Consider the following 20,315-nt stretch of genomic DNA (forward strand, 5'->3'; position numbering starts at 1 on the left):
CTTTGTCTCACCCACACCCGGAGCTGACCGAACCCGGCAAGCTCCCCAAGGGCGGCCTGCGGGTCACCCCTCTCGGCGGCCTCGGCGAGGTCGGCCGCAACATGACCGTCTTCGAGTACGACGGCCGGCTGCTGATCGTCGACTGCGGCGTGCTCTTCCCCGAGGAGCAGCAGCCCGGCGTCGACCTGATCCTGCCCGACTTCGGCCCGATCCGTGACCGCCTCGGCGACATCGAGGCGCTGGTCCTGACCCACGGTCACGAGGACCACATCGGCGCGACGCCCTATCTGCTCCGCGAGCGTCAGAACATCCCGCTGGTCGGCTCCGAGCTGACCTTGGCGCTGCTCGGCTCCAAGCTGCGCGAGCACCGTCTGCGCGAGACCGTCCAGCACAAGGTACGCGAGGGCGACACGATCTCCTTCGGGCCGTTCGAGCTCGAGTTCGTCGCGGTCAACCACTCGATCCCGGACGCGCTCGCGGTCGCGATCCGCACCGGGGCCGGCCTCGTACTGCACACCGGCGACTTCAAGATGGACCAGCTGCCGCTGGACGGCCGGATCACCGACCTGCGCGCGTTCGCCCGGCTCGGCGAGGAAGGTGTGGACCTGTTCCTCACCGACTCCACCAACGCCGAGGTCCCCGGCTTCACGACCGCGGAGAAGAAGATCGCGCCCGCGATCGAGCAGGTCTTCCGCGAGTCGGACCAGCGCATCATCGTGGCCTGCTTCGCCTCCCACGTGCACCGCGTCCAGCAGGTGCTCGACAGCGCGGTCGCACACGGTCGCAAGGTGGCGTACGTCGGTCGTTCGATGGTCCGCAACATGCAGATCGCCTCCGACCTGGGCTACCTGCACGTGCCCGAGGACGTCATCGTCGACGCCAAGGAGCTCGCCGAGCTGCCGCCGGAGCGGGTCGTCATGGTCTCGACGGGCTCGCAGGGCGAGCCGATGTCGGCGCTGTCGCGGATCGCGAACGGCACCCACAACTTCGTCCACATCGAGCCAGGTGACACCGTTCTGCTCGCCTCCTCGCTGATCCCGGGCAACGAGAACTCGGTCTACCGGGTGATCAACGGCCTCGCCCGTCTCGGCGCCAACGTGGTCCACAAGGGCAACGCCCTGGTGCACGTCTCCGGCCACGCCAGCGCCGGCGAGCTGCTCTACTGCTACAACATCGTCCGCCCGCGCAACGTGATGCCCGTCCACGGCGAGGTGCGCCACCTGCTCGCCAACGGCGACCTGGCCCGCCAGACCGGCGTGGAGAGCGTCGTCTACGCCGAGGACGGTGTGGTCGTCGACCTCATCGACGGCAAAGCCGAGATCGCGGGCAAGGTCGAGTGCGGCTACGTCTTCGTCGACGGCACCACCGTCGGCGACGTCACCGAGTCCGAGCTCAAGGACCGTCGCATCCTGTCCGAGGAGGGCTTCGTCTCGATCATCGTCGTGGTCGACTCGGTCAAGGGAGTCGTCGCCAGCGGGCCCGAGATCCACGCCCGCGGCCACGTGTGGCCGGACAATGCCTTCGAGCCGATCAAGCAGCCGATCGTCAAGGCGGTCAACCGGGCCATCTCGGAGGGTGCGACCGACACCTACCAGCTGCAGCAGGCCATCCGGCGTACGTTCGGGCGCTGGGTCTCCAGCACCCACCGTCGTCGGCCGATGATCGTCCCGGTCGTCATCGAGGCCTGAGCCCGGCCCGGATGCTCACCGAGGTACCTCGGTGAGCATCCGCTCCCTTCGTGGAGTTCCACGAGGGAAGCGACACTCGACCGAGTTACCTCGGTCGGCATTCACAGCGCCAGCAACACACCAGCCGTGATCAGCGCCTGACCGACGTGATAGGTCACCATGATCTGCACGTCGGTCAGGCGCGGCGGCTCGTTGCCGTGCTCGGCGAGGTTGAGCCCGATCAGGGTGTCGCTGACGACGAAGATCAGCGCACCCGCGGCGATCCACGGGCTCCCGGTCAGCCAGCCCAGCACGAGCATGGTGGCGATGACCAGCGAGTACGCAGCCAGGGCCGCCGCCATCGGCGTACCGCCCATCTCCCGAGCGCCCCGAAGCACCCTGCCCATCGGGATCGCCAGGGCGACCGCGACCGCGAAGCCGGCCCAGGACCACGCGGGGGTCTCCAGCCCGAGCGCGAGGAAGGTCACCGCGTACGCCAGGTGGCCGACGAAGAAGAACCCCACGCCGCCGAGGAAGCGCCGCGTCGAGGACCCGATCATCGAGATGTCGCCGAGCATCCCGAAGAAGAGCGCGACGAGCAGCCACCACGCTGCCGGCTCACCGTCGCCGACCAACACCGTCAGCCCCATCAGCCCCACCATCACCAGCGGTTTGGTGACGTAGTGGACCCGCCGCCAGCCGAACCAGACGCAGGTCCAGTCCGCCACGGCATCGGCGGCGGTGAGGAGGGCGAGGAGGAGCACGAGGCTTTGCATGGCGGCAAACTACACCGATGCAACACACCCCCATGGGGTCCCGGAGCCAGGCCGCTTGGTCAAATACCCTGCTTGTATGGCGACCCGTACGTCTTCCCCGCCGGGGTCGCGGAGCTCGACCACCACCAAGAGCACCCGTCCCCGGAGTACGACCACGACAAAGCGAGCAACGGCCACGAGCCGGGCCCGCTCAAAGGCAGCGCCTTCCAAAGGTCAGAACAAGCGCCGTCCCGCCGCAAAGTCGGCCAACCGGAAGACGACGAACCGTACGCCGCCTCGTGCCGTACGCAACGGGCCCAGCCCGATCGCGGTCCTCTTCGACGCCATCTTCTCCACCATCGCCAGCCTGTGGCTGGCGATCGCCGGGGGAGTGGCGGCCATCTTCCGTGTCGGTGGGCAGGCGGCCAGCGACCTCGAGCCGGAGCACCGGCGCGACGGTGTCGGCCTGTTCCTGATCGGCCTCTCCGTCCTCGTCGCCGCCGGCGTCTGGTTCCAGCTCGGCGGGCAGTTCTTCGACGTCGTACGCATCGCCGTGGCCGGCGTCGTCGGCAAGGTCGGCTGGCTGGTGCCGATTGGGCTGGTCGTCGCGGGGGCCCGGCTGATGCGCGACCCGGTCAACGCGGCGCCTGTCGGCCGGCTCGCGATCGGCTGGGCCGCGTTCCTGATGGCCACGCTGGGCATCATCCAGATCGCCAACGGCAACCCGCAGCCCACATCTGGCGACAGCAGCGAGCTGCAGTGGGCCGGCGGCGCGATCGGCTACGTCGTGGCGAGCCTGCTGCTCGACGTCCTGCGCTCGACGGCCGTGGTCGTCGTACTCCTCTCGCTTCTCGTCGTCTTCGGGATCCTGGTGATCACCGGGACCCCGCTCTACCAGGTGCCGAGCCGCCTGGTGGAGCTGCGCGACCGGGCGCTGGGCCTGACCCCGCCCGAGGAGCTGAGCGAAAGCGGCACCAACATCCGGCGTGTACGCCGCGGCGGCAGGCTCTTCGCCGACGACGACACCTTCGACCCTGAGGGCTTCGAGCCCTACGAGACGCCGCTCCTCGAGGAGGAGAAGCCGAAGAAGAAGCGGAAGAAGGACGGGCTCGACATCGCGCTCGCCCTCGACGACGACTCCGACGCCGACACCCAGCCGGATGAGGCCGTTCCCAGCGACGCCGCGGGTCTCATGCCCGCGGTCTCCGACGCTGCGCCGAAGGCCGGCAAGAGGCGAGACCTCGAGCCGCCGCCGCACGCCGAGCTGCCCCAGCGCGTCGAGCAGTTGATGCTCGCCGGTGACGTCGCCTACACGCTCCCGGGCAGCGATCTGCTCAAGCCCGGCTCGCCGCACAAGGCCCGCTCCAAGGCCTCCGACGACATCGTCAGCCGGCTCCAGGCGGTGCTGGAGGAGTTCAGCATCGACGCCGCGGTCACCGGCTACACCCGCGGCCCGACGGTCACCCGCTACATCGTCGAGCTCGGTGCCGGCGTGAAGGTCGAGAAGATCACCGGGATCCAGAAGAACATCGCCTATGCGGTGGCCTCCGCCGACGTACGCATCCTCTCGCCCATCCCCGGCAAGTCCGCCGTCGGTGTGGAGATCCCGAACTCCGACAAGGAGATCGTCACCCTCGGCGACGTGCTGCGCTCCAACGCGGCGCGCGGCGACCACCACCCGATGATCACCGGCGTCGGCAAGGACGTCGAGGGCGGCTTCGTGGTCGCCAACCTCGCCAAGATGCCCCACCTGCTGGTCGCGGGTGCGACCGGCTCGGGTAAGTCGTCCTTCATCAACTCGATGATCACCTCGGTGCTGATGCGGGCCACCCCCGACGAGGTGCGGATGATCATGGTCGACCCCAAGCGGGTCGAGCTCAACTCCTACGAGGGCGTGCCGCACCTGATCACGCCCATCATCACCAACCCGAAGAAGGCCGCCGAGGCGCTGGCCTGGGTCGTACGCGAGATGGACATGCGCTACGACGACCTGGCCAACTTCGGCTTTCGTCACGTCGACGACTTCAACAAGGCCGTGCGCGCCGGGAAGGTGCAGGTCCCGCCCGACTCCGAGCGCGTGCTGTCGCCCTACCCCTACCTGCTGGTCATCGTCGACGAGCTCGCCGACCTGATGATGGTCGCCCCGCGCGACGTCGAGGACGCGGTCGTACGCATCACCCAGCTCGCCCGTGCCGCCGGCATCCACCTGGTGCTGGCCACGCAGCGGCCCTCGGTCGACGTGGTCACCGGCCTGATCAAGGCCAACGTGCCCTCGCGGCTCGCCTTCGCGACCTCGTCGCTGGCCGACTCGCGCGTCATCCTCGACCAGCCGGGTGCGGAGAAGCTGGTCGGCCAGGGCGACGGGCTGTTCCTGCCGATGGGCTCCTCCAAGCCGCTCCGTGTGCAGGGCTCGTGGGTCTCCGAGTCGGAGATCAACGCGGTCGTGAAGTCGGTCAAGGGCCAGCTCGAGCCGTCCTACCGTGACGACGTGACCGCCCCGGCGGAGTCGAAGCGGGTGCTGGACGACGACATCGGCGACGACATGGATCTGGTCATCCAGGCGATCGAGCTGATCGTCTCGACCCAGTTCGGGTCGACCTCGATGCTGCAGCGCAAGCTCCGCGTCGGGTTCGCCAAGGCCGGCCGCCTGATGGATATCCTGGAGTCGCGCGGGGTGGTCGGTCCCTCGGAGGGCTCCAAGGCACGCGACGTACTCGTCAAGCCCGACGAGATCGACGGCGTCATCGCAACGATCCAGGGGGAGAAGTGAGCGAGAATTCACCGGCCGTCGAGACCATCGACCCTGTCGAGGCCGTCGAGACTCACGATGTCGACGTCGTCGAGGTACGCCGCAACGGCCGCCTCGCGCTGGTGGTGGCGCTCGCGTCGCTGCTGGTCGGCCTCGCCTTCGTGCTGCGCGGCGGTATCGAGGGCTATCTGGTCGGCCTGATCCTGCTCGCCGTCGCGGTGGTGCAGGGCTGGACGGCCTGGGACTCCCGGATGCCGCTGCTGCTCGTGGACGAGCAGGGCGTACGGCTCCGCTTCGGCCAGACCTGGCAGGGCATCCCGTGGTCGAAGATCGAGTCCGTCGAGCACACCCCGCGTCCGGACGGCATCGAGCGGTTCTGGAAGGACGGGCGCATCGGCGTCCTGCTGCACGACGAGGACGAGGTGCTCGAGGAGCTCTCGCCGACCGCCCGGCGCCAGGCGATGCTGACCGAACGCCTCTACGGCCTCCCGTTCTCGCTGCCGCTCGGCCTCTCCACCCGCGTCCTGGGCGCCGGTGACGATGTCACCGAGGCCATCGCCATCGTCGCCGCCGACGGCGTCGAGGTCGTCGAGATCGACCCCGGGCTCGACGTCGAGGAGCCGGAGGCGGAGGCTGAGGAGAGCACCGGCGAGAGCGGCGCGAAGAGCGTCGACGAGAGCTCTGCCGAGGACATCGACGAGGCCGCCGACGGCGCCGTCGGCGCCGTCGGCGCCGTCGCTGACGACGGTGACACCGCGATCCGACCGCCGCTTTCGGAGCATGCCGGCGACACCAACCCCCGGATGCTCCGGGTCTTGGACGAGCCTGATATCAATGCCGCAGACGTGGCGGACGAGGCGGAGCAGGACCAGGTGGACCGGGACACGGAGCAGGACGAGACGACGCCGAAGGCCGACCCGGAGCCCGCTGTGAAGAGCGAGGCGAAGGCGGAGCCGGTCGCGCCGCTGCGCGAGCCCTCGACGGCGGTCCGGGTCGACGTACGCTACGTGCCCGAGGAGCCGCAGGAGACCATCGCCGTCCACGGCGCGAACGCGCTGCAGCTGCCTCCGGTCGAGACCGATTCGGACTTCGATGCCGACCTCGATCTCGGAGACGCCGTCCTCGTCGAGCCGGGCGTCGATGACCCCGAGCTCGAGGGCGTACGTCCTGTCTCGGTGCCCGAGGAGGGGGTCAAGGCGCTCTCCCCGTCGACGAGCTCAGGACCCCGGATCGACGACGCCGACGACCAGGTCACCGAGGTGGTGCCGACCAAGGTCCCGGAGATCGGTGCCGAGATCGCTGCGGCCCGCCGCCGGCTCGCCCTGGACATGGACGGCCTGGCCGAGTGGACGCGGATCCGTCCGCACGTCATCGAGGCGATCGAGGTCGACGACTTCGGTCCCTGCGGCGGCGACTTCTACGCCCGTGGCCACCTGCGCACGCTGGCGCGTGTCCTCGGCATCGAGGTCGCGCCGCTGCTGCGCACCTACGACGAGAAGTACGCCTCCGGCCCGGTCAGCCCGCGCGCCGTCTTCGAGGCCGAACTCGCCCACAGCGCGGCGATCCGCCCGGTCCGGCGGATGCGTGGCGGCCCGTCCTGGTCGGTCCTGGTCGCCGCCGTGATGGCGGTCATCCTGGTTTGGTCGGTCGCGCGCCTGGTCATCGACGGCACCCAGCACGAGCCCGAGGCCGGAGCGATCCAGCTCGACGGCTCCGCCGGCACCGACAGCCCCTACGGGAAGTCCTCGCCCGTCCCGGTGACCATCTCCGCCGCAGGTGGCGGGGCCCACGTGGTCGTCCGCGACTCGCGCGGCAAGGTGGTCTTCAGTGGTGACCTCGCCTTCGGCGAGTCCAAGCAGCTCCAGGTCACCCCGCCGTTGCGTGTACAGACCTCCGACGGTTCCCTCAAGGTCGCCGTGGGCGACGGCAAGGCCAAGGCCCTCGGCAAGACCGGCGAAGCCGCTCAGCGCACCTACACCGCCAACTGACTCCGCCCGCCGGCTCGGCGCGTCTGTCTCACCAGATTCCGCCGAGTCGGCTCATCCTGACCGCATTCACGGCCGAGTCGGCTCGTCATGACGGGCCGACTCGGCGCTGATCTTGGTCAAGACGGGCCGACTCGGCGCTGATCTTGGTCAAGACGGGCCGACTCGGCGGGATCTTAAAGAGTTCGGGATTTGGTGACGTCGGTCACATCGAGCCTGCGACCATGACACCCAAGAGAGCGCTCTCACGAGTCGCCAGGACTCGACGCTCGTTCATCGGAAAGCGAGTCATCATGAGAAGTCTCAAGGCATTAGGAGCCGCCGTCATCGCGGCCGGCGTGATCGCGGTGGCGGTGCCACTGACGTCGGTCGGGCAGGCGTCGCAGGCGTCGGAGCCGGGAACCCCGGCCGGCTGGACGAAGGTGTGGAGCGACGACTTCACCGGAACGGCCGGGTCGCGGATCAACACGAGCAACTGGATCTACGACATCGGCCACTCCTACCCCGGCGGCGCCGCCAACTGGGGCACCGGAGAGATTGCCTACCACACCGACAGCACCCAGAACGTCTACCAGGACGGCAACGGCAACCTCGCCATCAAGCCGATCCGCGACGGCGCCGGCAACTGGACCTCCGGCCGCATCGAGACCACCCGGACCGACTTCCAGCCGCCGTCGGGAGGCGTGCTCCGCGTCGAGAGCCGCATCCAGATGCCGAACGTCACCGGCGCGGCTGCCCAGGGCATCTGGCCGGCGTTCTGGATGCTGGGGGAGCCCTTCCGCGGCAACTACTGGAACTGGCCGGGCATCGGCGAGATCGACATCATGGAGAACGTCAACGGCGCCAACCAGGTCTGGGGAACGCTCCACTGCGGCACCTCGCCCGGGGGTCCGTGCAACGAGACCACCGGCCTCGGTGGCACCCTCCAGGGCTGCCCGGGCTCGACCTGTCAGTCGTCGTTCCACACCTACGCGATGGAGTGGGACCGCAGCACCAGCCCGCAGCAGATCCGGTTCTACGTCGACAACACGCTCTACCACACGGTGCGCTCGAACCAGGTCGACGCGACGACCTGGAACAACGCCACCAACCACGGCTTCTTCATCATCCTCAACGTCGCGATCGGCGGCGGGTGGCCGGGCAACCCGACGGCGGCGACCGCCTCCGGCGTGCCGATGCTGGTCGACTACGTCGCGGTCTACTCCAAGGGCGGTGGCACCACCGAGCCGACCGACCCGCCCGCCCCGGGCAACCGGGACGCCTACTCGACCATCCAGGCGGAGTCGTACAACGCCCAGAGCGGCACCCAGACCGAGGCGACCACCGACACCGGCGGCGGCCAGAACGTCGGCTACCTCAGCAACGGCGACTGGCTCCGCTACGACGGTGTGAACTTCGGATCGAGCCCAGCCCGTACGTTCTCCGCGCGGGTCGCCTCCGGCGCGCCGGCAGGGGTCAGCGGTCTCGTGGAGGTACGCCTCGACAACGTGAACAACGCCCCGATCGGCAGCTTCTCGGTGGCGAACACCGGCGGCTGGCAGAGCTGGCGTACGGTCCCGGGTGGCATCACCGGGGTGACCGGCACGCACACCGTCTACCTGCGGTTCACCAGCGGCCAGCCGGCCGACTTCGTCAACCTGAACTGGTTCACGTTCTCCCGGTGAGAAGGACGAGATAGGTTCCACTCATGAACGAGACCCCGGCCGGCCGGCCGACGCTGGAGACGGTGGCCCGGGCGGCCGGGGCCTCGCGTGCGACGGTCTCGCGCGTCGTCAACGGCTCCACGACCGTGCGCGCCGACGTCGCCGAGAGCATCCGCCGGGCGATCGCCGACCTCGGCTACGTGCCGAACCCGGCGGCGCGGAGCCTGGTGACGCAACGTACGGACTCGATCGCGCTGATCCTGCCGGAGTCCGCCACCCGGGTCTTCTCCGACGACGCCTTCTTCCCGGGCGTGATCCGGGGCGTCGGGGAGGTGCTGGAGAAGGCGGACAAGCAGCTGGTGCTGCTGCTCGCCTCGACGCGGTCGAGCCACGACCGGATCCTGCGCTACGTGCACAGCCGCACCGTCGACGGTGTCGTGCTCGCCTCGATGCACGGCGCCGACACGCTGCCGGAGGAGCTGCGGGCGGCGGGCGTCCCGGTCGTCACCAGCGGGCGGCCGCTGGGCGAGGCCACCGTGCCGTTCATCGATGTCGAGCACGCCAGCGGCGTGGCGGCCGCGATGAACCACCTCGTCGGCCTCGGCCGGCGCCGGATCGCGACCATCGCCGGGCCGCAGGACATGGTCGCCGGGCGTGAGCGCCTGGCCGGCTACCTCTCCGGTCTCCAGGCGCTGCCGGGGGCGGTACCGCTGGTCGAGGAGGGCGACTTCATGCGCCAGTCCGGCATCGACGCGATGGAGCGGCTGTTGCAGCGCGATCCCGGCATCGACGCCGTCTTCGCGGCCTCCGACCTGATGGCCGACGGTGCCCTGCGTACGCTGCGGCGGCTCGGCCGCCGGGTTCCCGACGACGTGGCGGTGATCGGGTTCGACGACGTCGACGCGGCCCGGTTCACCGACCCGCCGCTGACGACCGTGCAACAGCCGATCCACGAGATCGGCACCCGCCTCGCCGAGCAGATCCTGCGCCTGGTGGCGGGGGAGGAGGTCGCGGCCTCGGTCGTGCTCCCGACGAGGCTGGTGATCCGCGAGTCCGCCTGAGGCTGGAGCCTCAGGCATCTCCCGCGCGGTAGCGCCGCTCGGGTCGCCCGGCGGTGCCGTAGTTGAGACGTACGCCGATCCGGCCCGTGCTCGCGAAGTGCTCCAGGTAGCGGCGGGCGCTCACCCGGGAGACGCCGATCGCGTCGGCGCACTCGGTGGCGCTGAGCTCGCCGGCGGTCTGGAGCGCGGTCAGCACGGCCCGGGCGGTCTCGGCGCTGAGGCCCTTCGGCAGCCGCTCACGGGCCTCCCGTGCGCCCTGGTGGCTGAAGACCTCGTCGATGCCGGCCTGGACCTCGTCGCGGTGCTCGGCGCCCTCGGCCCGCTGCTCGATCCGGGCGAGCGCCTCGCGGGACCGGCGTACGTCGTCCAGCCGGGCGGCGAGGTCCTCGAACGGGAACGGCTTGACCACGTAGTGGGCGGCGCCGCCGGCCGCGGCCGCCCGCACCGTGTCGGCCTCGCGGGCGGCGGTGATGACGATGACGTCGGCGTCGTCGCCTCGCCCGCGCAGCCGGCGCAGCAGCTCGATGCCGCTGAAGTCGGGAAGGTGTACGTCGAGCAGCAGCACGTCGGGAGAGAGGCGGGCGGTCTCCTCGAGCGCCTGGGAGCCGGTGGCGGCCACGCCGACGACGCGGAATCCCTCGACGCGCTCCACGAAGCGGGTGTGGATCGAGGCCACCATGAAGTCGTCCTCGACCACGAGCACGGTGAGCTCCGGTGCGGACGTCATCGGGCCTCCTCGGGGGCAGCGGTGGTGGGCGGGGCGAGCGGCGCGGCGCCCGGCAGGGTCGCGACGAAGACCGCTCCGGGGCGCTCCGTCGACCCGCTATTCTCCACCTCGACCTCGCCGCCGCGCGCGCGGCACACCAGCTGCACCAGCGCGAGCCCGACCCCGCGGCCGCTCGCGTCGCGCGGCTTGGTGCTGAAGCCGCGCCGGAAGATCTCGGGCAGACGCTCTGCCGGTACACCGCCGCCGGTGTCGGAGACCCGGACGGTCACGGTCTCGCCCTCGGCCGTCAGGCGTACGCCGACCCGACCGTCGAGCGGCCCGACCAGCGCGGCCGCGTCGACGGCGTTGTCGACCAGGTTGCCGAGCACGGTGACCACGTCGGCGGACCCGTCGGGCGTGAGTCGAGGAAGCGAGCTGGCGGCGTCCAGGTCGATGCTCACCCGGCGCTCGGCGGCCAGGCTGGCCTTGGCGATGAGCAGGGCGGCCACCGCGGGGTCGTCGATCCGGGACGTGATGTGGTCGCTCAGGGCCGCCCGGCGTGCGGTCAGCCCGGTGACGAAGTGGCCGACCTCGGCGTACTCCTCCAGCTCGAGGAGCCCGGTGATGGTGTGCAGCTGGTTGCTGAACTCGTGGGTCTGCGCGCGCAGGGTCTCGGTGACGCTCTCCCGGGCGTTGAGCTCGCTCTGCAGTGCCACCAGCTCGGTGCGGTCGCGCAGTGTGGTGACAGTGCCGGCGGGACGGCCGTCGTGGTGGACCCGGTTGCGGTTGAGCACCAGCACGCGCTCGCCGGCGACCAGCGGCGCGTCGTGCACCTCCTCGGCCCCGCTGAGCAGTGCGAGCGTCTCGGCGGGCAGATCGAGCTCGTCGAGCCGGCGCCCGGTCGGGTCCGAGGTCAGCCCGAGCAGCTCTCGGGCGCTGTCGCTCATCAGGCTGACCCGCCCGTCGGCGCCGACGGCCAGCACCCCCTCGCGGATCGAGCGCAGCAGACCCTCGCGGTGGTCGGCGAGGGCGGCGATGTCGCGGGGCTCCAGCCCCCGCGTACGCCGCTTGATCAGCCGTGCCAGCAGCCACGACCCCAGCACTCCGAGCGCGAGGCCGGCCAGCAGGACGGTGAGGGCGTCGGCCCAGGTGCGGGCGAGGCGCTCGGTCATCGGCGGGTAGTCCTCGGTCACCACGACGACGCCGACCGGCCGCGGCGCCTCGGCGTCCGCACCGGTCGAACCACCGCCGTAGACCGGGACCTGGGCGGCGATCGCGCGGCGGCCGGCGTCGTCGATGTCGCCGGACCAGGCCCGGCTCGTCTCGCGCCTTCCCAGGTCGAGCGTCTCGCCGGCCCGGGTGGGGTCGGTGGCGACCAGGACCGTGCCGTCGAGCCCGGTGAGGTAGGCGGTGTCGGCGCCGGCGTCCGCGGCCCGGGTCTGCAGGTAGAAGGCCAGGGCCTGCCGGTCGGGGGCGCTGGTGCTGGTCAGCCCGTCCTGGATCGCCGCGATCCCGGCCAGGCTCTCCGCGGCGGCTCGCAGCCGGTCCTCGCGGGAGTCACGGAAGTCGGCGTCACTCTGCCGCAGGGAGACGATGCTGGTCGCCACGACGACGAGCAGCAGCACCGAGAGCTGCAGCAGCAGCACCTGCCCGGCCAGCGACAGATGGCGGCGCGGTCGCTGTGACCACAAGTTACACAACCTCCTTTGGTTGCCGAATGGTGACGGCGGTCACCTCGGGCTGTGACCATCGCCACTGACCGTTTCATCCCCCTGAGTCTGGAGGCCAGCCGTTGTCGACGCCGACATCGCAGTCCCCGCCCCGTCCGCCGCTGCTGATGCAGCGGGGCCGGGCAGCGAGCATACGCCGTACCCGTGCCCTCGCCGTCGTGCTCGTGACCTGCCTGCTCGCCGCGGCATCGGCCTGCGGCGTGACCGGTGGCGCGGAGTCGCGCGACCTCGACATGTGGATCCCGAACAGCCCCGGTGGCGGCTATGACCAGACCGGCCGGGCGGCTGTGGGGGTCCTCGACCGAGACAACATGGCCGGCGGCGACATCCAGGTGACCAACATCCTGGGCGCCGGCGGGTCCGTCGCGATGTCCCGCCTGATGAGCGAGGAGGGCAACGGCAACCTGCTCATGACCATCGGTCTGGGCGTGGTCGGCTCCACGTACTCCTTCGGCGTGGACGCCCGTCCCCAGGACGCCACCCCGATCGCCCAGCTCATCGAGGAGCAGGAGGGCGTGCTGGTTCCGGCCGACTCGCCGTTCAAGACCATCGACGACCTGGTGAAGGCCTGGGCCGAGGACCCCGAGTCCATCGTCGTCGGCGGCGGCTCCTCGCCCGGTGGCCCCGACCACCTCTTCCCGATGCAGCTGGCCGAGGCCGCCGGCATCGACCCGAAGGACGTCACCTACGTCCCGTACGACGGCGGTGGTCCGCTCACCAGCGCGCTGCTGGGTCACAAGATCGAGGTCGGCTTCTCCGGGCTCGCCGAGTTCGAGGGCCAGGTCGAGGCCGGTGAGCTGCGGGTCCTGGCCGTCTCCGGCGACGAGCGCGGCGCCGGTGTGTTCGCCGACGCGCCCACGCTGACCGAGAGCGGCATCGACCTCGTCTTCCTCAACTGGCGCGGCGTGCTCGCCCCGCCGGGCATCAGCGACAAGCGCCGGCAGGAGCTGATCGACCTGCTCACCCGGATGCACGACTCAAAGCAGTGGCAGCAGGCGCTCAAGGACAACGGCTGGACCGACGCCTTCGTGACCGGCGACGACTTCCACGACCTGCTGGTCGAGCAGGACCAGCGCGTCGCCTCGACCCTGAAGGAGCTGGATCTGCTGTGAGCGTCCACGTCACCGAAACCCAACCCCCCGAGCCCACGAGCCCCGCGCGGCGGGTCGACGTCGGCCAGTACGGCCTGTCCCTGTTCCTGGTCGTCGTCGGGATCTACACCGTCATCGATGCCACCGGCCTGGAGGTCGGCTTCGCCGACCCGGTCGGCCCCCGCCTCTTCCCGTACGTCATCGGCGCCGGCCTCGTCCTGGTCGGTGTGCTGCTGGCGGTCGCCACCGCCCGCGGCTCCCAGCCGGAGCCCGAGGAGGGCGAGGACGTCGATCTGAGCTCGTCGGCCGACTGGATGACGGTCCTCAAGCTGGTCGCGGTCCTGCTGTTCACGGTCGCGACCGTGAACCTGCTCGGCTGGGCGATCTCCGGTGCGGCGCTGTTCGCCGGCGCCGCCTGGGCGCTCGGCAGCCGCACGCTCGTGCGGGATGTGATCGTCGGGATCGTCCTGGCGGTCGCCAGCTGGTACGCCTTCTACGTCGGTCTGGGCATCCCGCTCACCCCTGGCGTACTCGACGGGATCCTGTGAGGACTGACTGATGGAGAACTTCCAACTGCTCATGGGCGGACTCGAGTCCGCCCTGACCCCGATGAACCTGCTCTATGCCGCCATCGGCGTGCTGCTGGGCACCTTCGTCGGCGTGCTGCCCGGCATCGGGCCTGCGATGGCCATCGCGCTGCTGCTGCCCGTGACGTACCGCCTCGAGCCGACCAGCGCGTTCATCATGTTCGCCGGCCTCTACTACGGCGGCATGTACGGCGGCTCGACGACCTCGATCCTGCTGAACACACCGGGGGAGTCCGCCTCGGTGATGACGGCGCTGGAGGGCAACCGGATGGCCCGGGCGGGGCGTGGCGCGCAGGCGCTGGCCACCGCCGCGGTCGGCTCGTTCGTCGCCGGCACCATCGGCACCATCCTGGTGGCCTTCTTCTCGCCGGCCCTGGCCGACGTGGCCGTCGAGCTGGGGGCGCCCTCGTACTTCGCGCTGATGGTCCTGGCCCTGGTCATGACCACGACGGTGCTCGGCACCTCGGCCCTGCGCGGCTTCGCGGCGCTGTTCCTCGGCCTGACGATCGGCCTGGTCGGTCTCGACCTCAACACCGGCCAGCCGCGGCTCACCTTCGGGGTGACCCAGCTCGTCGACCGGCTCGACATCGTGGTCGTCGCGGTCGGCATCTTCGCCCTCGGCGAGGCCCTGTGGGTGGCCGCTCACCTGCGCCGGCGTCCGGCGCACGTCGTCCCGGTCGGCCGCCCCTGGATGGGACGCGACGACTGGTCCCGCTCCTGGAAGCCGTGGCTGCGCGGCACCGCCTTCGGGTTCCCGTTCGGTGCCCTCCCGGCCGGCGGCGCCGAGATCCCGACGTTCCTCTCGTACCTGACCGAGCGGAAGCTCTCCAAGCGCGGCGACTTCGGCCGCGGCGCGATCGAGGGCGTCGCCGGGCCGGAGGCGGCCAACAACGCCTCGGCCGCCGGCATGTTCGTGCCGATGCTGGCCCTCGGCCTGCCGGTGACGGCCACCGCCGCGGTGATGCTCTCGGCGCTCCAGGGCTACGGCATCACCCCGGGTCCGCAGCTGATGACCGACCACGCCGACCTGGTGTGGACGCTGCTGGCCAGCCTCCTGATCGGCAACACCTTGCTGCTGGTGCTCAACCTGCCGCTGGCGCCGCTGTGGGCCCGGCTGCTGCGGATCCCGCGACCGCAGCTCTACGCAGGCATCCTGTTCTTCGCCTGCCTGGGTGCGTACGCGACGAACCTGGACCCGTTCGACATCGGTCTGCTGGTCGCCTTCGGTCTGCTCGGGCTGATGATGCGCCGTTTCGGCCTGCCCGTGCTGCCGCTGATCCTGGGCGTCATCCTGGGGCCGCTGATGGAGAGCAAGCTGCGTGAGGCGCTGACGATCTCGGGCGGTGACTACGGTGGGTTGCTGAGCGAGCCGCTCGCGGTGGCGATCTACGTCCTGATCGCGCTGTTCATCCTGGGCCGGCCGTTCATCGCCCGGGTCCGGGCACGGGCCGAGCAGTCGGCCGACCCTGACGAACTCGAGGACGAGAAGGAGCTGGTGAACTGATGAGTGAGACTCCCGCAGGTGGCTGGGTGGTCGTGGCGTGGGCGCCCGACGTCTACGGCGCGGTCGCGCTCGACTGGGCGCTCGCCGACGCCGAGCGTCGCGACCGTGGGGTCGTGGTCGTCAACGCCTCCCGGGGCGACGCCCCGGTCGATGACCGCTTCGCCGTCGACGAGCAGGTGGCCGAGCTCGAGCGCCGGCTGGCCGACTCGGGCCGGCCCCACGAGATCCGGCAGTCCATCGACCCCGACGTCGCCGGTGCGGTCCTCGATGCCGCCGAGCGGCTCGACGCCAAGCTGGTCGTGGTCGGTCTGCGGCGGCGTACGCCGGTCGGCAAGCTGCTCATGGGCAGCGTCGCGCAGCGGATCCTGCTCGGGGCCTCCTGCCCGGTCCTCTCCGTGAAGCCGGGCTCGGTGCCCGACTGATCGTGGCTCCACGGCGCGAGGGTTCGGTGTCCGGGGCGTGTGCGCGTCATACTTCACGGTGATGAGCACTGCCACCGAATCCTCCGCCGAGACCGCCCAGCCACTCCTGTCGGTCGCCATGGTGACCCTCGGGTGCACCCGCAACGAGGTGGACTCCGAGGAGCTCGCCGGCCGGCTGACGGCCGGGGGCTTCCGCCTGGTCGCCGACCCGGACGAGGCCGACACCGTGGTCGTCAACACCTGCGGCTTCGTCGAGCAGGCGAAGAAGGACTCGGTCGACACGCTGCTCGAGGCGGCCGACCTCAAGGAGACCGGCCGCGCGCAGGCAGTGGTGGCGGTCGGCTGCATGGCCGAGCGCTACGGCAAGGACCTGGCCGCCGAGCTCCCCGAGGCCGACGCGGTGCTCGGTTTCGACGACTACCCCGACATCGCCGCCAAGCTCCGCTCCATCCTCAGCGGGGAGGCCCACCACCCGCACACGCCCCAGGACCGGCGCCTGCTGCTCCCGATCTCCCCGGTCGAGCGCGACGCCTCCGCCATCTCGGTCCCCGGCATGGCCGCCGTCGATCAGGTGCCCGGTTTCGCGGGACGTACCCGGCTCGACGACGCGCCGTGGGCGCCGCTGAAGCTCGCCTCGGGCTGTGACCGTCGCTGCACCTTCTGCGCGATCCCGCAGTTCCGTGGCTCGTTCGTGTCGCGGCGTCCCTCCGACGTGCTCCACGAGGCCCAGTGGCTGGCCCAGCAGGGAGTCAAGGAGCTGTTCCTGGTCTCGGAGAACTCCACCTCCTACGGCAAGGACCTCGGCGACATCCGGCTCCTCGAGACGCTGCTACCGGAGCTGGCCGGCATCGACGGCATCGAGCGCGTGCGCGTCTCCTACCTGCAGCCGGCCGAGACCCGGCCCGACCTGCTGAAGGTCATCGGCACCACGCCGGGTGTGACCCCCTACTTCGACCTGAGCTTCCAGCACGCCTCCAACGCCGTCCTGCGGCGGATGAAGCGGTTCGGCGACCCGGAGAGCTTCCTGGGCCTGCTCGAGCAGATCCGTGCGTACGCCCCGGAGGCAGGGGTCCGCTCCAACGTCATCGTCGGCTTCCCCGGCGAGACCGAGGAGGACCTCGAGATCCTCACCGACTTCCTGGTCGCCGCGCGCATGGACGTCACCGGCGTCTTCGGCTACTCCGACGAGGAGGGCACCGAGGCCGCCGGGTTCGACGAGGCGCTCAAGCTGGACGCCGACGAGATCCGCGCCCGCGTCGAGCACGTCAACGAGCTCGTCGAGGAGCTCACCGCCCAGCGGGCCGAGGAGCGGATCGGCGAGCAGGTCGTCGTGCTCGTCGAGGAGGTCGCCGACGGAGAGATTCTCGGCCGGGCCGCCCACCAGGGACCCGAGGTCGACGGGATGACCTCCCTCGAAGGTGATGTCGAGGGCGTACGTCCGGGCGATCTGGTCACTGCGACCGTCACCGCCTCCGAAGGCGTTGACCTGGTCGCGTCGGTGAACGGTTAGGGTGCAGCCCGTGAACGCTGAGCCCAACGATGCCGGCACCGTCGAGAAGACGAGCAACTGGAACGTACCCAACGCGCTGACCACGCTGCGGATCCTCGCGGTGCCGTTCTTCGCCTGGGCGCTGCTCGCCGACGGCGGCGACAACCCGACCCTGCGCTGGGTCTCGTTCGTGATCTTCGCGCTGGCGATGATCACCGACAAGATCGACGGCGACCTGGCCCGCAAGCACAACCTGATCACCGACTTCGGCAAGATCGCCGATCCGATCGCCGACAAGGCGGTCACCGGGATGGCCTTCATCGGTCTCTCGATCGTCGGCGACATCTGGTGGTGGGTGACCATCATCGTGCTGCTGCGCGAGTGGAGCGTCACGCTGCTGCGGCTCTCGGTGCTCAAGCGGATCGTGATCGCGGCCGACCAGCTCGGCAAGATCAAGACCACGGTGCAGGCGGTCGCCCTCGGCGGCCTGCTGCTGCCGCTCCCGCACGGTTCGGCCCACGGTGGCGCGTTCGGCGACGCCCTGGTCTACTCACTTCTCTTCTACGCCTTCCAGGTCTGCCTCGCGGTCGCGGTCGCCCTGACGATGTGGTCGGGGGCGCAGTTCTTCCACGGCGTGTGGAAGCAGCGCGCCTCGCTCCGCTCGTCGTAGATCTCCAATTTCGGGTAGTTGTAACTCCGTTACCGGACGTTCATCGAAGATCCCCGCGAAGAAGGCGTACGCGGCGTTATTGTCGCGTTTCGGTCGGTGCTGAATCGGGCAGACCGCCCATCGCCCTCTACCTTCCACACGCGGGGAGTCATCCATGTTCTCAGCACGTCAGGTGCTCGGTTCGATGGTCGGCCTGACGGCCGCCGTCGCGGGCATCGGCGCGGTCGCCATCCCGACCGCAAGCGCCACCACGACGGCCGAGGCCGTCGCCATCGCCGACATCCAGGGCGCCGGCACCGCCAGCCCGCTGGTCGGTCAGACCGTCACGACCAGCGGCATCGTCACAGCCGCCTACCCCTCGGGCGGCTTCTTCGGCTTCTACCTCCAGACCGCCGGCACGGGCGGGTCGCTCGACCTCGGGTCCCACGACGCCTCCGACGCGGTCTTCGTCCACCAGCCTCGCTCGGCGGGTGCCGTCACCGTCAAGCCGGGCGATGCGGTGACGGTGACCGGAGCGGTGACCGAGTACGCCGGGCTGACCGAGGTGTCGGTGCCCACGGCCGCCGACATCGTCACCGACGGCACCGGCTCGATCGACCCGGTCGTGTCGCAGTGGCCGGCGACCGCCGCACAGAAGGAGTCGCTGGAGGGCATGCTCTTCGCGCCACAGGGCGACATCACGGTGAGCAACACCTACGGCGTCGAGAACTTCGGCGAGCTCGGCCTCGCCCAGGGCGACCACCCGCTGCTCCAGCCGACCGAGGTCGCCAGTCCCGGGTCGGCCGAGGCCGCGGCGGTCGAGGCCGACAACGCCGCCCGCGGGATCGTGCTCGACGACGGCTCCTCGACCACGCTCCGCCCGCCGACGAGCCGGACGATCCCCTACGTCTCCAACACCTCGCCCGTCGTGGTCGGCGCCTCCGTCGACTTCCGTGGCCCGGTGATCCTCTCCGAGGGCGGCTCGCCCTCGGCGCCGACCTACCGCCTCCAGCCGACCCAGGTCGCCACCGCCGACCCGGCCTCGTGGCCGGCCGACTTCGAGGACGTACGCACCGAGGCTCCCGACGAGCGCAAGATCGGCCGCCGTGCCGACGTGAAGATCGCCTCCTTCAACGTGCTCAACTACTTCACCACGCTGGGCGACGCCGACGACGACAACGTCGGTGACGGTGGCTGCACCGCCTTCAAGGACCGTGCCGGCGACGGCAACAACGTCAGCGGCGGCTGCGACCAGCGCGGCGCCTGGGACCCGGCCGACTTCGCCCGTCAGCAGGCGAAGATCGTCGCCGCGATCAACGCGCTCGACGCCGATGTCGTCGGTCTGATGGAGATCGAGAACTCCGCCCGTCTGGGGGAGACTCCGGACGAGGCGACGAACTCGCTGGTCGCGGCGCTCAACGCCGCCGCCGGTCGCAAGATCTGGACCGCCAACCCGTCCTCCTCCGAGCTGCCCGATGCCTCCGGTGCCGACGTGATCACCAACGCGATCATCTACAAGCGCTCGGCCGTACGCCGCCTCGGCGAGGCCCGTGCGCTGGGCGACCAGAGCGGCGACGACCAGGCCTTCGGCAACGCTCGCGAGCCCATCGGTCAGATCTTCAAGCCGGCCGACGGCGGAGCGCCGTTCTTCTTCGTGGTCAACCACTTCAAGTCGAAGGGCTCGCCCGGCCCGTGGCCGGGCGACGGCGACACCGGCGACGGCCAGGGTGCCTCCAACGAGTCGCGGGTCCGCCAGGCCACCGCGCTGGTCTCCTGGGTCTCCTCGATCCGTTCCCAGACCGGGATCGCCGACGTCGCGCTCGCCGGGGACTTCAACTCCTACACCCAGGAGGACCCGATGCAGGTCCTCTACGAGGCGGGCTACGCCGACTCCGAGACGCTCAGCGGCAACGAGGAGTACAGCTACTCCTTCTCGGGCCTGGCCGGCTCCCTCGACCACGTGCTGCTCAACCGGCACGCCCAGCGCCGCTTCACCGGCTCCGACATCTGGGGGATCAACTCGGGTGAGTCGCTGCTGCTGGAGTACAGCCGCTACAACTACACCGGTGCCGACCTGCACACCGACTCGCCTTACCGCTCCTCCGACCACGACCCGGTCGTCGTCGGGCTGAAGCGCAACGCGGGTTAGCACGGACCCCGACACGGCCCCCCATGCCGAGTCGGCGCGAATCAACCGAACAACCCGTCGAGTCGGCTCGGCATTAGAGGGCCGCCGGACGGGGATCAAGGGTAGGGCGGGCCCGGAGCGAAGAGCGG

General features: G+C 70.5%; 15 protein-coding genes. 12 read left to right on the forward strand and 3 right to left on the reverse strand.

The features are described from left to right. Positions 1–2: 2 nt before the first annotated feature. Positions 3–1,688: a ribonuclease J gene (locus ABZ796_RS17320; protein WP_357338453.1), complete on the forward strand. Its 1,686-nt coding sequence runs from the start codon at positions 3–5 to the stop codon at positions 1,686–1,688. A 101-nt stretch (positions 1,689–1,789) separates the two neighbouring features. Here ABZ796_RS17320 and ABZ796_RS17325 read toward each other — a convergent pair whose 3' ends face one another. After that, positions 1,790–2,443 (reverse strand): lysoplasmalogenase, encoded by a 654-nt coding sequence (locus ABZ796_RS17325; RefSeq protein ID WP_357338454.1) that lies wholly within the window; start codon positions 2,441–2,443, stop codon positions 1,790–1,792. Between the two features lie 76 nt (positions 2,444–2,519). Here ABZ796_RS17325 and ABZ796_RS17330 point away from each other — a divergent pair, with 76 nt between their 5' ends. From ABZ796_RS17330 to ABZ796_RS17345, 4 genes are all read left to right on the forward strand, one after another. Beyond that, a complete protein-coding gene (locus ABZ796_RS17330) occupies positions 2,520–5,192 on the forward strand; it encodes a DNA translocase FtsK 4TM domain-containing protein (protein WP_357338456.1) in 2,673 nt (890 codons plus the stop codon). Beyond that, a complete protein-coding gene (locus ABZ796_RS17335; RefSeq protein ID WP_357338458.1) occupies positions 5,189–7,159 on the forward strand; it encodes a helix-turn-helix domain-containing protein in 1,971 nt (656 codons plus the stop codon). The genes ABZ796_RS17330 and ABZ796_RS17335 overlap by 4 nt, the downstream gene beginning before the upstream one ends. Positions 7,160–7,449: 290 nt before the next feature. Continuing rightward, the gene (locus ABZ796_RS17340) at positions 7,450–8,820 is read left to right on the forward strand and encodes a glycoside hydrolase family 16 protein (RefSeq protein WP_357338460.1); all 1,371 of its coding nucleotides are present in this window, start codon (positions 7,450–7,452) and stop codon (positions 8,818–8,820) included. A 23-nt stretch (positions 8,821–8,843) separates the two neighbouring features. Beyond that, on the forward strand, positions 8,844–9,860 hold the full coding sequence (locus ABZ796_RS17345; protein WP_357338461.1) for a LacI family DNA-binding transcriptional regulator: 1,017 nt from the start codon (positions 8,844–8,846) through the stop codon (positions 9,858–9,860). Between the two features lie 10 nt (positions 9,861–9,870). Here the strand turns inward: ABZ796_RS17345 and ABZ796_RS17350 are convergent, their stop codons facing one another. Then, on the reverse strand, positions 9,871–10,587 hold the full coding sequence (locus ABZ796_RS17350; RefSeq protein ID WP_357338462.1) for a response regulator: 717 nt from the start codon (positions 10,585–10,587) through the stop codon (positions 9,871–9,873). Beyond that, entirely contained in the window at positions 10,584–12,257 is a 1,674-nt protein-coding gene (locus tag ABZ796_RS17355) for an ATP-binding protein (protein WP_357338463.1), read from the reverse strand. Before ABZ796_RS17355 ends, ABZ796_RS17350 begins: the two co-directional genes overlap by 4 nt. Positions 12,258–12,358: 101 nt before the next feature. On the opposite strand from ABZ796_RS17355, the gene ABZ796_RS17360 reads away from it, so the two are divergent. The 7 genes from ABZ796_RS17360 to ABZ796_RS17390 all read left to right on the forward strand — a co-directional run bounded on the left by ABZ796_RS17360 (position 12,359) and on the right by ABZ796_RS17390 (position 20,187). Then, complete coding sequence (locus ABZ796_RS17360; protein WP_357338465.1) at positions 12,359–13,408, forward strand: tripartite tricarboxylate transporter substrate-binding protein; 1,050 nt, start codon at positions 12,359–12,361, stop codon at positions 13,406–13,408. Beyond that, the gene (locus ABZ796_RS17365) at positions 13,405–13,935 is read left to right on the forward strand and encodes a tripartite tricarboxylate transporter TctB family protein (RefSeq protein WP_357338467.1); all 531 of its coding nucleotides are present in this window, start codon (positions 13,405–13,407) and stop codon (positions 13,933–13,935) included. The genes ABZ796_RS17360 and ABZ796_RS17365 overlap by 4 nt, the downstream gene beginning before the upstream one ends. Positions 13,936–13,945: 10 nt before the next feature. Next, positions 13,946–15,478 carry a tripartite tricarboxylate transporter permease gene (locus ABZ796_RS17370; RefSeq protein ID WP_357338469.1) on the forward strand — a complete coding sequence of 511 codons (1,533 nt, stop codon included), beginning with the start codon at positions 13,946–13,948 and terminating at the stop codon, positions 15,476–15,478. After that, complete coding sequence (locus ABZ796_RS17375; protein WP_357338471.1) at positions 15,478–15,900, forward strand: universal stress protein; 423 nt, start codon at positions 15,478–15,480, stop codon at positions 15,898–15,900. Before ABZ796_RS17370 ends, ABZ796_RS17375 begins: the two co-directional genes overlap by 1 nt. 106 nt (positions 15,901–16,006) lie before the next feature. After that, positions 16,007–17,410, forward strand: coding sequence for a 30S ribosomal protein S12 methylthiotransferase RimO (gene rimO, locus ABZ796_RS17380; protein ID WP_357338478.1), 1,404 nt, complete (start codon positions 16,007–16,009; stop codon positions 17,408–17,410). A gap of 10 nt (positions 17,411–17,420) precedes the next feature. After that, complete coding sequence (gene pgsA / locus ABZ796_RS17385; RefSeq protein ID WP_357338473.1) at positions 17,421–18,059, forward strand: CDP-diacylglycerol--glycerol-3-phosphate 3-phosphatidyltransferase; 639 nt, start codon at positions 17,421–17,423, stop codon at positions 18,057–18,059. A 154-nt stretch (positions 18,060–18,213) separates the two neighbouring features. After that, a complete protein-coding gene (locus tag ABZ796_RS17390; protein WP_357338474.1) occupies positions 18,214–20,187 on the forward strand; it encodes an ExeM/NucH family extracellular endonuclease in 1,974 nt (657 codons plus the stop codon). Positions 20,188–20,315 lie beyond the last annotated feature (128 nt).

Source organism: Nocardioides sp. NPDC047086 (assembly GCF_040643685.1).
Lineage (GTDB): Bacteria > Actinomycetota > Actinomycetes > Propionibacteriales > Nocardioidaceae > Nocardioides.